This is a genomic window from Ruegeria sp. HU-ET01832, from assembly GCF_040371315.1.
Taxonomy (GTDB): Bacteria; Pseudomonadota; Alphaproteobacteria; order Rhodobacterales; family Rhodobacteraceae; genus Ruegeria; species Ruegeria lacuscaerulensis_A.
The window spans coordinates 228,673-243,262 of record NZ_BAABWL010000003.1; the positions used below are offsets into that span (position 1 = coordinate 228,673).

At 54.0% G+C, this 14,590-nt stretch carries 13 protein-coding genes; 7 read left to right on the top strand and 6 right to left on the bottom strand.

Annotated features, from left to right (window positions below; all coding sequences use genetic code 11):
* Positions 1-40: 40 nt before the first annotated feature.
* Together ABWV79_RS11030 and ABWV79_RS11035 are read right to left on the bottom strand one after the other, a co-directional pair.
* Positions 41-1,669 carry a peptide ABC transporter substrate-binding protein gene (locus ABWV79_RS11030; RefSeq protein ID WP_170773328.1) on the bottom strand — a complete coding sequence of 543 codons (1,629 nt, stop codon included), beginning with the start codon at positions 1,667-1,669 and terminating at the stop codon, positions 41-43.
* 401 nt (positions 1,670-2,070) lie between these two features.
* Positions 2,071-3,306, bottom strand: a complete 1,236-nt coding sequence (locus ABWV79_RS11035; protein WP_353391941.1) for a lytic murein transglycosylase — start codon at positions 3,304-3,306, stop codon at positions 2,071-2,073.
* A gap of 170 nt (positions 3,307-3,476) precedes the next feature.
* On the opposite strand from ABWV79_RS11035, the gene ABWV79_RS11040 reads away from it, so the two are divergent.
* The 4 genes from ABWV79_RS11040 to ABWV79_RS11055 are packed head-to-tail and all read left to right on the top strand — an operon-like array spanning position 3,477 to position 7,474.
* Complete coding sequence (locus ABWV79_RS11040; RefSeq protein WP_353391943.1) at positions 3,477-4,439, top strand: cytochrome ubiquinol oxidase subunit II family protein; 963 nt, start codon at positions 3,477-3,479, stop codon at positions 4,437-4,439.
* Complete coding sequence (locus ABWV79_RS11045; RefSeq protein WP_353391945.1) at positions 4,436-6,526, top strand: cbb3-type cytochrome c oxidase subunit I; 2,091 nt, start codon at positions 4,436-4,438, stop codon at positions 6,524-6,526. Before ABWV79_RS11040 ends, ABWV79_RS11045 begins: the two co-directional genes overlap by 4 nt.
* A complete protein-coding gene (locus ABWV79_RS11050; protein WP_170754238.1) occupies positions 6,523-7,155 on the top strand; it encodes a cytochrome c oxidase subunit 3 in 633 nt (210 codons plus the stop codon). Before ABWV79_RS11045 ends, ABWV79_RS11050 begins: the two co-directional genes overlap by 4 nt.
* Positions 7,148-7,474, top strand: coding sequence for a cytochrome o ubiquinol oxidase subunit IV (locus ABWV79_RS11055; RefSeq protein ID WP_234899478.1), 327 nt, complete (start codon positions 7,148-7,150; stop codon positions 7,472-7,474). The genes ABWV79_RS11050 and ABWV79_RS11055 overlap by 8 nt, the downstream gene beginning before the upstream one ends.
* Positions 7,475-7,506: 32 nt before the next feature.
* Here the strand turns inward: ABWV79_RS11055 and ABWV79_RS11060 are convergent, their stop codons facing one another.
* Positions 7,507-7,872 (bottom strand): fluoride efflux transporter FluC, encoded by a 366-nt coding sequence (locus tag ABWV79_RS11060; protein WP_353391948.1) that lies wholly within the window; start codon positions 7,870-7,872, stop codon positions 7,507-7,509.
* Complete coding sequence (locus ABWV79_RS11065) at positions 7,869-8,237, bottom strand: fluoride efflux transporter FluC (protein WP_353392382.1); 369 nt, start codon at positions 8,235-8,237, stop codon at positions 7,869-7,871. Before ABWV79_RS11065 ends, ABWV79_RS11060 begins: the two co-directional genes overlap by 4 nt.
* Positions 8,238-8,571: 334 nt before the next feature.
* On the opposite strand from ABWV79_RS11065, the gene ABWV79_RS11070 reads away from it, so the two are divergent.
* The 3 genes from ABWV79_RS11070 (at position 8,572) to ABWV79_RS11080 (ending at position 12,583) form a co-directional block, all read left to right on the top strand.
* Positions 8,572-10,047, top strand: a complete 1,476-nt coding sequence (locus ABWV79_RS11070; RefSeq protein ID WP_353391950.1) for an FMN-binding glutamate synthase family protein — start codon at positions 8,572-8,574, stop codon at positions 10,045-10,047.
* A 62-nt stretch (positions 10,048-10,109) separates the two neighbouring features.
* Entirely contained in the window at positions 10,110-10,649 is a 540-nt protein-coding gene (locus tag ABWV79_RS11075) for an RNA polymerase sigma factor (protein ID WP_353391952.1), read from the top strand.
* Complete coding sequence (locus tag ABWV79_RS11080; protein ID WP_353391954.1) at positions 10,646-12,583, top strand: vWA domain-containing protein; 1,938 nt, start codon at positions 10,646-10,648, stop codon at positions 12,581-12,583. The genes ABWV79_RS11075 and ABWV79_RS11080 overlap by 4 nt, the downstream gene beginning before the upstream one ends.
* Before the next feature lie 41 nt (positions 12,584-12,624).
* Here the strand turns inward: ABWV79_RS11080 and ABWV79_RS11085 are convergent, their stop codons facing one another.
* Both ABWV79_RS11085 and ABWV79_RS11090 read right to left on the bottom strand, forming a co-directional pair.
* Positions 12,625-13,275: an ABC-type transport auxiliary lipoprotein family protein gene (locus ABWV79_RS11085; RefSeq protein WP_170355181.1), complete on the bottom strand. Its 651-nt coding sequence runs from the start codon at positions 13,273-13,275 to the stop codon at positions 12,625-12,627.
* Complete coding sequence (locus tag ABWV79_RS11090; RefSeq protein WP_353391956.1) at positions 13,272-14,588, bottom strand: MlaD family protein; 1,317 nt, start codon at positions 14,586-14,588, stop codon at positions 13,272-13,274. Before ABWV79_RS11090 ends, ABWV79_RS11085 begins: the two co-directional genes overlap by 4 nt.
* Positions 14,589-14,590 lie beyond the last annotated feature (2 nt).

The following is a 14,590-nucleotide window of genomic DNA, read 5'->3' on the forward strand; positions in this document are numbered from 1 at the left end:
CCCAAAGCGGTCCTTGGGGCACAGCGGGATCTAAAGGTGATTACTCGGCTGTTTTGTAGAGGTTTTTGGAGTACCAGTTCTGCTCTACGTTATTGACCGGCCAGTTCCCCACATCGCTGTCCATCATATAGACGCCAGCATAGTGATAGATCGGGATGACGGGGGTCTCTTGCGCGATGATACGCTCGACCTCGGTATAAAGCGGCGCGGCATCGTCCGCGGTTTTGGCAGAGGCCAGCAGTTCATCAACTTTGGCGTTGTTATACTTGCCGTCGTTATAGCCCGAATCCGACTGCAACAGGTCCAGGAAGGTCGAGGCTTCGTTGTAGTCGCCACACCATGCGCCACGGGCCAGATCGAAGTTCTGGTTGCCGCGCTCTTCCAGGAACACTTTCCATTCCATGTTGGCCAGCTCGGCGTTCACGCCCAGTTTCTGTTTCCACATCTGGCTCAGCGCCACGGCAACTTTCTTGTGGGCCTCTGACGTGTTGTAGACCATCTCAAAGCTCAGCGGATTGTCTGCGCCATAACCGGCCTCGGCCAGTAGTTCCTTGGCCAGCTCGTCCCGTTCGGCTTGTGACATAGACGCCATTTCGACGTCCGGAACGGTGAAGCCTGCGGTTGCTTCGGGCGCGAAAGTATATGCCTGCGGCTGACCGCCTGCCATGATGTTCTCGGTGATGATCTTACGATCTACGGCAAGCGACAGGGCCTGACGGACATTCGGGTCTTTGAACGCTTCCGGACCACCTTCGGACAGGTTGAACGTGTAGTAATAGTTGCACAGACGCGGGAAGCTGATCGCCTCTTCCGGGTGCTCTTTTTGCAGGCGCGGGAACTGGCCTGCGGGCACTTCGGTGCGGTCCAGCTCACCGGCCAGATAGCGGGTCAGGGCCACGTTTTCGTCGTTGATGACCAAGGCCACGACTTTTTCGATAATCGTGTTGTCGTTGTCCCAGTACATCTCGTTGCGCTCGCGAACCGAGCGTTCCTGCGGCAGATGCTCGGTCAAAACATAAGCACCGTTCGACACGATGTTGCCGGGCTTGGTCCAGGCGTCGCCGAACTCCTCAATCACTTTCTGCGGGGCAGGGAAGGTGGTCGCATGCGTGGTCATCTGCGGGAAATAGGACAGCGGTGCGCTCAGCTTTACTTCCAGCGTGTGGTCGTCGATGGCTTTGACGGCCAGATCGTCAACCGGCTTTTCGCCTGCGATAATTTCAGACGCGTTCTCGATCGACATCAGCTCCATGTACCACGCATAGGGCGAGGACAGCGCGGGATCGACGGCACGTTTCCAGGCGTAAACGAAATCGCCAGCTGTAACCGGATCTCCATTGGACCATTTGGCATTGTCGCGCAGGGTGAAGGTATAGACGTCCTTGGCATCATTGGTGGTGAAGCTGGTGGCAACACCTGGCACCAGATTACCGTCTTCGTCCTGGTTCATCAGACCTTCGAACAGATCGCGGACGATCTCGGCGCCCGAAACATCCTCAACTACCTGCGGATCGACCGAGCTGTGCTCGTCCAGAATGCGATAGGTGAACGTCTGGTCATCGGCCAGCGCTTCGCCCGTGGTCGGGTGGGTCCCGGCGGCAAAAGCCGCGCCGGTGATCATGGTCGAGGTCAACAGACCTGCTAGTGAAGTTCGAATATATTTGTTCATGTTTGTATTCTCCCGTTTTTGGGGGCGACACACGCATAACCCGTCAGAGCGGTCACTGACCTCTCTTATTGTCCGGCTCGGATCGAGCTCGGGACGGGTTCACAGTTTGCTTTGTCAGATCGCAATGAACACCGCGTCGCAGTCTTTCGGTTGCAGTCGGAAACGTGGTTGCGAAAGTCGCCCTTCACTGGGGCTGACGTTGGCATTATTTCAAAAAAGGTTAAAGCCTTTGCCTGCAAATTGGGCAATCTAACGTCAATTGTGAATGAAAACGGGTCCTATCCGGCAATAAAATAATTTAGCGCAAGGGCTTCTTGACACTTTTGTGAAGCTGCTTGGAAACAGGTTGACGCTTTACGCTTGGTAATGGCTCAAGCATAGCCTGTGAAAACAGCGAATCGCTATTTGGCCAGAGTCGCTTTCATTGAAGCCGCGGGGAAACAGGTCGGGATACGGCCAGTTTGTTCCTGCCACCGACCGATAGAACGGCGCGTCTTGAATCCAGGTAAACCATCCGCTCCGCCCACGTCGTGCCCTTGAGCTTCTAATGCTTTCTGCATTGCTAAAATGTCTGATCGGTACAGCGGGTCTATCGCACCCCAACGTCCCTTGAAATCGCCGATTTGATACTGGATGCGATCGCTTACGTGGCCGACAAACAGTGCATACAGATCGCTGTTGTTGTATCGCTTCAGCACATAGAAATTTGGTGTAACCAGAAATGCTGGTCCGTTTCGACCAGCAGGCATCATCAGATATCCTTCTTCGGGTAGTTCATGCTGTGGGAATGGTTTCCCCGACACTCGCTGAATGCCAAGTTTGGCCCAATCACGAATAAGTTTACCCTGATCAGGCCCCTCGTTTGCGCAGGACACAGATAGGGGAACCGTGACTTCAAATCCCCAATCGCGGCCCGGCACCCAGCCATGCCGCGCAAGATAGTACCCAATTGATGACAAAGTATCGTCAACCGAGGTCCAGATGTCTGCGCGTCCGTCTCCGTTTCCGTCAACCGCATGTTCAAGATAATTCGAGGGCATGAACTGGGGCTGCCCAAGAGCTCCAGCCCAACTGCTTTTCATCCTACCAGGTGGGGCGTGGCCCGCCTCGGCAATCTCGAGCGCTGCGATCAGTTCTTTGGTGAATAGTTCTGCCCGCGTGCTCATAAACGCTTTGGTAGCCAGAACCTGTATGGCGTCATGCCGGATGGGCACTTGACCGTATCCGCTTTCTCGTCCCCAAATAGCCAACAATATGCGGGCAGGGACACCGGTTTCAGTTTCAACTCGGGCAAGCACCGCGCCATGGCGGCGGGCCATCTTACGCCCAACCGAGGTGGCACCTTGCACTGAGCCAGGGTTGAAATAGCGGGCAGGCGCACCGAATTCGGCCTGTTTCTGTTGCGTCGGCTGCACCCTGTGTGTTCCGGGTGGAACCAGGTCGGGAAGATCCCAGTTGAGCATCACACCGTCAAATGCTCGCTGAAAAGTGTGTTTTGAAACGCCCTTGGCTTTTGCGTTCGGCCATATGGTTTCATCAATCCACGCTTGAAATTGGTGTTCGATGGCAGCGCGGTCCTGAGCCCGCGCAACAGTCGTGCAAAGCAGAAGAGCAAGAAAACAAACAATCCAATGCATTTCCGAATTGTCTCAACCTACGTGGTTCGCAAGTCAATAGTTCGTTTGTATAAGGCAGGGGTTGATCGCAAAGGAATAAGAACAATTTGGGGTTTTGGAAAACTCTTGAGAAATCGCCCGACTCTGTTGATAGTTCAGCCAGACCATATGCCGTAGGAGGGCGAACAGGCGTGGCCCATTTCAGAGTGTCATCCGCTGTGTTGCCAATCGCTGCATTGGTTCTGACCGCGGGGTTGTTTGCACATGTGGCCCATGCTGCCGACAGTTTTCTGGAGCCGCAAGGCCCCATCGCAGCCGTTCAGAAAACACATCTGGTGCGAGCAACGCTGTTGATCCTGATTGCTGTTGTGCCGGTTTTATGCCTCGTACCTTTGATCGCAATCAGGTATCGGAGGCGCAAACAAAGTCAGTCAGCTTATGCCCCGAACTGGGACTTTTCGGCGCGTCTGGAGTTTTTGATGTGGGGCGTTCCGGTCGTGATCGTCGCGGTCTTGTCTTTCTATCTGTGGAAGGCAACTCACCGGTTGGATCCTTATGCAAACTCATTTGGTGAAGCGCCTGCCATCAATGTGCAGGTCGTAGGCTTAGATTGGAAATGGTTGTTTATCTATCCTGACCACGGCATCGCCACTGTGGGAGAGTTCGGGATACCTGTAGGGCAACAAGTCGCGATAACGTTGACGACTGACACCGTTATGCAGTCTTTCATGATCCCTGCGTTAGCCGGCCAGATTTACGCGATGCCGGGAATGACCACTCAACTGCATCTCGTCGCCAACACGCCAAAGACCATGCAGGGTGAAAACACGCAGTACAATGGCAGGGGCTTTACCAAGCAAAAATTCCTGACACAGGCCATGCAGTTGCAGGATTTCGATGCGTGGGTAAACAGCGTGCGAGCCAACGGCATTCCGCTAACAACCGAGACCTATAAAACACTGGCAATGCGCACCGACAGGGACGAAGTTCAGGCTGCGTTGGGCACCGCGACGATGCCTCTGAACGCCTTGTATTTCACACTGGATGACGGCGACTTGTTTCATTCTATTCTGCGCCGTTACCACAGCGGTCAACCTTTGTCGGTAGCGCAACAGCCCGGGACCGTTTCATATGGTCAGGAGAGCGGGCAATGACGATTGAGTACAGCGGAATATTCGGCCGTCTGAGTTGGGAGTCCTTTCCGATTGCGGGGCTGATCCAGTCTCCGAACGCCAATGAGATAGTCGCCAACGCCGCTGCCGCGATAGTGATCGTCGGAGCAATAGCCGTTGTCGCCTTGCTGACTTGGTTTCGTCTTTGGGGTCCACTGTGGCGCGATTGGCTGACCAGCGCGGATCACAAGAAAATCGGCATCATGTACATCGTCTTTGCCATCGTCATGTTGGCTCGGGGCGTTCTTGAAGGTGTTGTGATGCGCGCTCAGCAGGCCGCAGGCCCGGGTGAAGGTTTTTTGGAAGCTGAACACTTTGCCGAACTGTTCAGTACCCATGGCACAATCATGATTTTCTTTGTCGCGGTTCCTTTCGTGTTCGGCATTGCGAATTTTTTGGTTCCCCTGATGATCGGTGCACGAGATGTCGCCTTTCCGGTCATGAACCAGATCAGCCTTGGTCTTACGGTCTCCGCAGGCATGATGCTGATGGTGTCATTGGTGGTCGGAGAGTTCTCGACCGGTGGCTGGACGGCCTATCCACCCTATACCGGAGCAGCCTTTAACCCCGGTGTAGGGCCGGATTATTGGATCTGGGCCATTGTTGTGTCGGGTATCGGAACAACTCTGACAGGTATAAACTTTGCAGTAACAATCTATAAATTGCGCGCGCCCGGTATGACTTTCATGCGTCTGCCGATGTATTGTTGGACGATCATCTGCAGTTCGATCCTGATCGTTTTCGCAATGCCACCTCTTGGCGTGGCGGCTCTGATGTTGGCTGCGGATCGATATCTGGACTTCCATTTTTTCACCAACGACCTTGGTGGGAACATGATGAACTATGCCAATCTGTTCTGGCTGTTCGGCCACCCCGAGGTCTATCTGCTGGTCCTTCCCGCGTATGGGATTTATTCCGAGATTTTCGCAACCTTTTCGGCCAAACGACTGTACGGCTACAACTCGCTTGTCATCGCCACGATGTCGATCGCGGTTATGTCGTTCACGGTTTGGCTGCACCATTTTTTCACGATGGGTCAAAGCGCGCTGATAAATGCGGTGTTTGGGATTGCTACGATGCTGATCGCTATTCCGACCGGAGTGAAGGTTTATGACTGGATGGCCACACTGTTTCGGGGCCGAATCCGTTTCTCGGTCCCGATGCTGTATGGCCTCGCATTCCTTATGCTGTTTGTGATTGGCGGCCTCAGTGGCGTTCTTCTGGCTAATCCAACGTTGGATTATCAGGTTCACAACACGCTGTTTCTTGTTGCGCATTTCCACAACGTGTTGTTGCCCGGGGTGTTGTTTGGGTTGCTGGCTGGATATAACTACTGGTTCCCCAAGGCCTTTGGGTTTCGTTTGAACGAAGCTTGGGGGCGATTGACGGTTGTTCTGTGGACAGTTGGGTTCATGTTGACCTTTTTGCCGCTGTATTTCGTCGGTCTGATGGGGATGCCCAGACGGTCTTTCAGTTGGGAGGACCCCAGCTTCCACCCCTATATGATCGTTGCGGCGCTTGGATCACTGGTGATCCTGTCAGCATTGCTGGCGGTCGTTGCGCAGTTATGGATCAGTATCAGAGACCGCGAGAAAACACGCGTGCCGGTTGGCGACCCATGGGATGCCCGCACACTGGAATGGTCGACGCCGGCGCCGCCGCCGCCTTACAACTTCGCTATCATCCCCAAGGTGACCGAGCGGGATGATTTTGCTGCGGCCAAGGAACGAAATGAAGCTTACCCGCAGCCTGAGGCTTACGAGGATATTTTGCTGCCGCGCAATACAGCGATCGGTTTCGTTTTGTGTGTCTTCAGTGGTGTTTGGATGTTCGCGCTTGTCTGGTGGATCTGGTGGTTGGCCGCGTTGATGAGCGTCCTTATCGTCGTGGCGTTCATCGCCTGGACGTTCCAAACGGACACCGAAGAGGTCATACCGGCCACCGAGGTGCGCAAACAGCATGAAGCATGGCTTGAGATCGTGCGCAATTCGGACCCTGTCAATCGCGACCATGAATGCACACCTGAAAACCGTGGTCTTGCGCGACCAGATATGGAGGCCGCAACATGAAGCGCGCTCCAACCCATAGTTACCCTGGATTGAACCTGGGCCGCAGGCATCCCGAAGCGGACAAGGCCAGTGAAGTCGTCACATTCGGTTTTTGGGTCTTTCTAATGAGCGACCTTGTCTATTTTGGTCTGATGTTCGCGATCTACATCACCATGATAGATGCGCAGGCCGGTGGACCCGGTCCGCATGAGCTGTTCAACCTTAAGAGCATTTTTGCCCAAACGCTCATCTTGCTTACGAGCAGCTTGACTGTGGGGCTGGCGATGCTGGCTCTGAAGTACAACCTGCCACGCTCACGCATTGTGATGTGGTTTGGCGTGACGCTGGTTCTGGGGCTGAGTTTTCTGGTTCTTGAAATGAGTGATTTTATGGCGATGGCTGAAAAGGGAGGCATTCCCCAACGCAGCGGGTTTCTGTCCGCTTTCTATGGCCTCGTTCCACTGCACGGCCTGCACGTTGCTGCCGGTTGCATCTGGTTGATCGTGCTTGGCATCCAGCTTCGCGTTTTTGGTCTGACAGACCTGCTTATGTCGCGGGTCGTGCGGTTGGCCTTGTTTTGGCATTTCCTTGACCTGATCTGGATCGGGATCATCACAATCGTTTATTTCGGAGGGCTTGCCTATGGATAAGCGCAGCGAAATGCACCGTCGCGAACGCCGTCGTTATCTTATAGGATATGGCGGCTCACTGCTGCTGACCATTTCTGTCTTCTTGGCAGCGTTTGTCTTCGGTATTGCGACCAAGGGCGTTTATTTGACGATTGGATTGCTTGGGCTTGCGCAATTGATTTTACAGCTGGTCTACTTCCTTCACATTGATCGCAGACGCAGTAGCCGTGAAGATTTGGATCTTGTGTTGTTTTCAACGCTGGTTTTGCTGATCATCATAGTCGGTACAATCTGGATCATGGGAAATTTGGCGGTGCGCATGCACACGTTTCCAATGTAGTGACCAAGTTAGAAACGCGAACTCTTCGGTATTCAAAGCCTCGCCAATAAAAGACCAAATCCAAGCGCTATCCAGCACAAGGCAAGGCTGAGGCATATGTTGCCCGCAGCCAAGGCAAATGTGTTCCTGCGCCGCAACTCCAGCGATTGATAAGCAAAGCTTGAAAAGGTCGTGAAGCCACCGCAGAACCCGAAAACAAGGTGTTTCTGTTCCTCGCTTATCTCAGTCACCCCGCCGAGGTACTCGATCCAGAGGCCCAGAATGAAGCTTCCTGCAACATTTACGATCAACGTCGCAAAAGGCAGATCGTGATTGATTTTCAAAGCCACCCAATGGCGCAGGACCGCACCTAGACCCCCGCCTAAACCAAACATTATATGCTGGTAAAATTCGCTCAACACCCGGACCTCGTGTTGAAAACGCGGCGACCTATTGCTTCGCCCGCGAGGGCGGCAATCAGGCCACATGCGATCTCAAGTACGGCAGCCATTACGGCGTACCAGGGGTTTATAGCGGCCAACATGTCTAAGTCTGCAACAAAAGAGGAAAAGGTAGATAGCCCGCCGCAAAAGCCGACAGCGCCAAGGTGCAGGACATGGGCATGTACGCGGTGTCTTATGGAATATAGCCAACCCAAGACAAAACAGGCCGCAATATTAATCCCGAAGGTTGTTGTTAGGATCCGAATGCCGGGGATCTCTATAGAAAAAGCCTCTCGAAACAATGACCCTGCTGCGCCACCCACGAAAACAGCCAAAAACATCCAAGCTGTGGCTGAAACCTTCGGGTGGGTAGATTTTTGGGCCAATGGTTTCGTCCGTTTCAAGCGTGCGAGTTGGATACCGTGTGACTATAGTAGGATCAACTATGAGCCGACCTGAAGCCCTGCCCTCAAAATCACCGCCATCTACGTGCACTGATACAAATGCTTGCAATCAAACGCCAAATGCCCCCACGATTTGATGAACCGCCATCTGATTTGGAGAGCTAGGATGATCGTCCGCAGACTATTTTATTTTCTCAGTTATGTGTGTCTGCCGCTGACGGTTGTTTGGGGACTCTTTTGGCCTCCTGCGCATTGGTTGTTGATATTCTTGGTGCCATATTCAGTGATCGGGCTTTATGACGTTCTGACCACCAAGCACAATGTGCTCAACAACTATCCGGTTCTAGGTCACTTCCGATATATGTTGGAGTTCGTCAGCCCCGAAATACGTCAGTATTTCGTTGAGACCAACGAAAGTGGCCGACCTTTTAATCGTATCATCCGTGGGTTGGTCTATGCGCGCGCCAAAGGGCAGGTGGATACGCAGGCGTTTGGTACGCAATACGATATCCTGACCGTTGGGTATCACCGCGCCAACCACTCGCTCGCGCCCAAACACGTGGATGAAAGCGAAAAGCGTGTCTTGCTGGGTGGCCCCCAGTGCAGCCAGCCCTACAACGCCTCGCGATTGAATGTATCTGCCATGAGTTTTGGTGCCTTGAGCGCAAACGCGATCAGAGCTTTGAATGGTGGCGCTAAGGATGGTGGTTTCGCCCATAATACTGGTGAAGGTGGGTTGTCTCCGCACCATTTGGCCGAGGGCGGTGACATCATATGGCAGATTGGAACCGGTTACTTTGGGTGTCGGACGGCCGATGGCGGTTTCGACAAGGACAAATTTGCCGAAAAAGCCGGCACAGAAGTTGTCAAGGCGATTGAAATCAAGCTGTCGCAAGGGGCCAAGCCATCTCATGGTGGTGTGCTCCCTGCCGCGAAAGTTGACGAAGAAATCGCTCAAATCCGGGGTGTGCCGGTGCATCAGGATGTTATTTCTCCACCTGTCCACTCTGCGTTTGAGGGGCCAACGGGGCTGATGCATTTCGTGCAGCATCTGCGCGAAATGTCAGGTGGTAAGCCTGTCGGGTTTAAACTGTGTATTGGACGTCCGTCTGAGTTCATGGCGATCTGCAAGGCGATGCTTGCAACTGGGATTGTGCCGGACTTCATCACCATTGACGGTGCCGAAGGTGGCACCGGCGCGGCCCCGGTCGAATTTACCAATCGACTGGGGATGCCTCTAAACGAGGCTCTGATCTTCGTCAACAATTGCCTGCGCGGTGTGGGGTTGCGGGATCAGATCAGGATCATTTGCTCGGGCAAAGTGGCGACGGGATATGACATGATCGAGAAGTTCGCGTTGGGTGCCGATATGTGCAACTCGGCCCGGGCGATGATGTTCGCGATAGGTTGTATTCAGGCCTTGCACTGCAACACAAACAGATGCCCGTCCGGCGTGGCGACCCAAGACCCGATCAGGGGGAGAGCGGTGAACGTACCGCAAAAACGCAAGCGTGTTCAGCGCTACCATGACGCGACTGTGGAGAGCTTTGTAGAAATTCTGGGGGCTATGGGCAAAGAAACCACCGCCGAGTTGCACCCATCAGATATCCGGCGCCGTACCGCAGATGAGCGTGAGAATTCCTATGCTGATCAATACACGCTAGTGGATTCCGGTGCTTTCCTTTCAGGTTCCATTCCGGATGAGTATGCGGCTGATTGGGAACAAGCCACATCCGAACATTTCTGATTTTTTTTACGAATGCCGCCAAGGATTGACCTTTCAGATGCGTTTTACTCATCGTGATGCGCATGGAAACGTCGGATGAAGACTTGGCTCAAGCCGCGATTGAAGGGGACGCTGAGGCGTTTGCTGCCCTTCTGGAGCGTCACTACGATCGAATTTTCCGTCTGGCCTATCGATTGACCGGCCGCGAGGAACAGGCCGAGGATATTACTCAGGATATCTGTGCCAGTTTGCCGTCCAAGATTGCCGGGTTTCAAGCGCGGTCTAAATTTACCACTTGGTTGTATCGCGTTGTGGTGAACGCCGTCGAGGACACACGCCGCAGGCAGGCGACGCGCAGCAGAGCCGCGCTTGGGTGGGGCGACGTTGAGCAGATGCGCCGCGCCGAAGCAGCCGAGGTAGCGGAAGCCGTCGAGTGGCTGCAAACAGCGATGCGGTTGTTGCCGCTCGACTTGCAGGAGACGCTGGCCCTGACCCTTGAAGATGAGATGACGCATGCGCAGGCGGGTGAAGTATTGGGAGTGTCCGAAGGTACCGTGTCATGGCGTCTTGCTGAAATTCGAAAGCGTCTGCGTGCAATGCGACAAGAGGAGTTGGCGCAATGACCGATGATCTTGAGCAGTTGAAGATAGTAATGGACGTCTCGACCCCCGGTCCAGACGCATCCCGTCGAGCCGCCAATATGAAACTGGCGCAAAAAAACTTTGCGGCGCTCCAAGGATCGTCCGCCCAGGACCGTCCCAATGTCAGGCGAGGCCTGTTGGCCCGCGTGACAAAAGGAGCGAAATCCATGTTGAATGCCCTCTCACACCGTGGTCTGCTGACGGCCACGACAGCTGTTGCAGCCGTTGCTCTGGTTGTGGTCCTGCCGCAGACACGTGACTATGTGCCGAACCCGACGTCTTGGAAACAAGTCCAATCCGATGTCCCACAAAATGTGGTGGCAGAGGCTGAAGATGCTCTCGGTTACAGTGAGCCAGGGTTTGAAGCCCCAGTGTTGGCCGAACTCCCCGCCCCATTGTCTGAGCCGAGAAACCAGCGGGCTACAGGCCAGAGATCCGTCGTAAATGGTAATTCCCTGACTGCGGATGAGGGCGGCAGCACGCCATCTGAGCTGTCGCGCCTGCATGGCTTGTCCCTCGAAAGGGATACTGAGGCATTTGCCACTGCCGAAACAAACCCGCTGAAAATTACAGCAGACGATCCCGTGTCCACATTTTCGATCGACGTCGATACGGCCTCATATTCAATCGTTCGGTCGTCGTTGCTGAATGGCAAATTGCCCCCGCGTGATGCGGTGCGAATCGAGGAAATGATAAACTACTTCCCCTACGCCTATCCTCTGCCCGAGGGTCAAGCGCCTTTCCGACCTTCGATCACTGTAAGCCCAACCCCTTGGAACGATGGGACTCAGCTTGTCCATGTCGCAATTCAAGGTATGACGCCGGTTGTCGAGGAACGCCCGCCGCTTAACCTTGTCTTTCTGATCGATACGTCGGGTTCGATGCAGGACGCCAATAAACTGCCGCTGCTCAAGAAGTCCTTCCGCTTAATGCTGGCTGAGTTGCGGCCCGAGGATCAGGTGTCCATCGTCACCTATGCAGGCAGCGCTGGACAAGTTTTGGAGCCGACATTTGCATCTGATCAAGGTAAGATCCTAGCTGCCCTTCAGCGCCTTGAAGCCGGTGGTTCGACTGCAGGGCAGGCCGGCTTACAGCAAGCATATGAAGTGGCGGAAACTATGTCTGCTGAAGGTGAGGTTACCCGAGTCCTTTTGGCGACAGATGGTGACTTCAATGTTGGGATGGCTGATCCCGAAGCGCTGCGGGACTTTATTGCTCGCAAGCGAGACAGCGGAACATATCTCAGCGTTCTGGGGTTTGGGCGCGGCAATCTTGACGATGAGGTCATGCAGACGCTGGCTCAGAATGGGAACGGTCAGGCCGCTTACATCGACACCTTGAGCGAGGCGCGTAAAATTCTGGTCGACCAACTGACAGGTGCATTGTTCCCGATCGCAAATGACGTGAAGATTCAGGTAGAGTTCAATCCCGCTCAGATCGCTGAATACCGCCTGATCGGTTATGAAACCCGAAGCCTCCGACGCGAGGACTTTACAAACGACAAGGTCGATGCCGGAGATATTGGGGCAGGGCATTCGGTCACGGCGATATACGAAGTGACACCGGTGGGGTCTGAAGCCATTAGGAACGAACCTCTTCGCTATGCCGACAGCGTGGTGTCCGACGCGTCTGAAGAGATTGGCTACTTGAAGCTGCGCTTCAAAGCACCGGGCTCAGAGGAAAGCCAATTGATCCAGGAACCGATTTTCTCCGGGCAGGGCAACGTGACCGAAGATATTGGTTTCTCATATGCCATTGCAGGGTTCGGCCAGTTGCTACGCCGAGGTGAATATCTAAATGGCTGGTCCTATGATGAAGCCATCGCATTGGCCAGCACATCCCGTGGCGATGATCCGTTTGGGTATCGATCAGAAGCTGTGACGCTGATGCGCCTCGCGCAATCGCTTGAGCGTTAGTCACAACGGGTGCCGTCCTACGCGGCACCCAACAACCTCTATCAGAAAGACCTAGGGTTGTTGCTGGCGTGGGTGTGTATTCTCCGAATACTCCATTCGACAGCGTCGCGCATGGTCTTGCCCAATGCGACGTCAAAGGCATTGACCAGATCGGGTGTCTGGTCGCTTTCTGAAATGACATATTCTTGAAACGAGTCCGACGCGATGATCTTGTCCTCGAACTCATCGATGATTTTGATATTCATTCTGACTTCGACCCGTACAATTGATGAGCCGTCGGGCTGTTCTACGACGATTCCCTGAAATTCGCGTAGGTCTGGGACTATGACATAGTCCGCGCGCAAACCCACAATGGACCGTCCGACTGCAGCGACTTTTCCGCTGTTTTCATAGCTTTCGACCAGCAGGGATTGAACAATCAAAGGTGCCCGGTCCACCCAACGCGCCCGCGGTAGGTATTGCACCTGAAGCGGTGTAGGTTGCACCGCGATCTGATCCGTATTGACCGCCGCGGTTGCGGTCGGTTCTTCCACTACAATCTGTCGTTGGATTCGTGGCAAGGACGTTGAAAATGTGCTTTTGGGCGTGAGCAAGTAGAGATCGTTCGGTTTAGACGCCTGCGTAAGCGTTCCCAGCCCTGTACAGCCCGCGATGGCCGCAACCACCAGTAAAGCAAGGAATATCCTGATCATTGGCGAAACTCCGATGCTTGGGTTCCCAGCAAAAAGCGTGCAGGATCGCGTTCGACCTTGTCGACCAACCGATCGAGGCTAACGACAAGCCGTTGGGATTCTTCGATAAAGCGAGTGAATTGGGGCAAGCCAACGCGCATGAAATCAGACAGTTGACGGCGGTTCTCCTGAACGATGCCGTCAATCGTGCCTAGCAATTCAGAAGCGGACTTTGAAGCACTGAGAACATCAGCTGATATTTCGTCCAGCCGGTCGGTTACCCGTGTGACCGTGTTCGCCACCTGATTGGCTGCGTTACGAATGTCTGCAACCACCTCTCCCACGTCTTCGTTAATCACTCGGTTCGCCGAGTCAAAGGCACGCTCGGCCGAGGTGAGGGTTCCCTTGGCCGCTTCCATCGCACCTGTGATCGTACCAAGGGTTTTGTTTGCATTCAGGAAAGTCTCGGAAACTGTTGCCAGCGCGACGCTGCCTTCATCCGACAGGCCCGACAAGTTCTCAGCCAAAGACGATGCTTGCTCAATGAACGGTTTGAGATCCTGTTGGATGACCTGATCCGCTGTTTCAAAAGTAACCTTTGCACTGTCCAAGGCAGCAGCGGCGGATTCGGACGCTGTTCTAACGCTTTTTAAAGTGTCCGTACCAGTTTCCAGCGTTGTTTCCGCCGTGTCGGCCAGATTATCAAGCCGTTTTGAGAAAGCAGAAATCTCACGCGCTGCTCCACCCAGATCAGACGACAGGCCTTCAAAGTCTGACAGTGTCTTATCTAGGCGACCAGTGGCCGAGGCGACGTTTTCCAGAATATCCGAAACTGCCTGCCGGTTCTTGTCGTCGACGACCTCATTGATGTCTTCTAGCAACGTTATTGCTTTTTCCATCAGCAGCGGAGCGCCTTCGAATAAGGATTGTATCGCGCTGCGTTTACTTTTAATGAGGCTATCTTGCGGTAGACGCTCGGCTGTGGGCGAACCACCGGTCAGCTCGACATAGCTGACACCTGTTACACCAAGCGATTGTAACTGAGCGATTGTCTCTGTCGTAACTGGGATTTCTGCGTCAACTTCCAGACGAACGCGTACTTTTGAAGGGTCATTTTCATCGAGATTTAGAGAAATCACCTGACCTACCGGCAGGCCATTGTAGCTGACTCCGCCAGCAGCGGATAGGCCCGAGACGTTGTCGAACAACACATCATAATAAGCGTATTGCCGCGAGATTTCGAATTTGGCGAGCCACAGAAAGAACCCGAAAGCACCAAGTATGCCCGCAAGGGTGAAGGCGCCGATCAAGATATAATTCGCTCGGGTTTCCATGG

Excerpts from the sequence above, each read along its gene's own strand:
- ABWV79_RS11030 (WP_170773328.1), bottom strand. The coding sequence starts at position 1,669 with ATGAACAAATATATTCGAACTTCACTAGCAGGTCTGTTGACCTCGACC.
- ABWV79_RS11035 (WP_353391941.1), bottom strand. The coding sequence starts at position 3,306 with ATGCATTGGATTGTTTGTTTTCTTGCTCTTCTGCTTTGCACGACTGTT.
- ABWV79_RS11045 (WP_353391945.1), top strand. The coding sequence starts at position 4,436 with ATGACGATTGAGTACAGCGGAATATTCGGCCGTCTGAGTTGGGAGTCC.
- ABWV79_RS11050 (WP_170754238.1), top strand. The coding sequence starts at position 6,523 with ATGAAGCGCGCTCCAACCCATAGTTACCCTGGATTGAACCTGGGCCGC.
- ABWV79_RS11055 (WP_234899478.1), top strand. The coding sequence starts at position 7,148 with ATGGATAAGCGCAGCGAAATGCACCGTCGCGAACGCCGTCGTTATCTT.
- ABWV79_RS11065 (WP_353392382.1), bottom strand. The coding sequence starts at position 8,237 with ATGTTTTTGGCTGTTTTCGTGGGTGGCGCAGCAGGGTCATTGTTTCGA.
- ABWV79_RS11075 (WP_353391952.1), top strand. The coding sequence starts at position 10,110 with ATGGAAACGTCGGATGAAGACTTGGCTCAAGCCGCGATTGAAGGGGAC.
- ABWV79_RS11080 (WP_353391954.1), top strand. The coding sequence starts at position 10,646 with ATGACCGATGATCTTGAGCAGTTGAAGATAGTAATGGACGTCTCGACC.
- ABWV79_RS11085 (WP_170355181.1), bottom strand. The coding sequence starts at position 13,275 with ATGATCAGGATATTCCTTGCTTTACTGGTGGTTGCGGCCATCGCGGGC.
- ABWV79_RS11090 (WP_353391956.1), bottom strand. The coding sequence starts at position 14,588 with ATGGAAACCCGAGCGAATTATATCTTGATCGGCGCCTTCACCCTTGCG.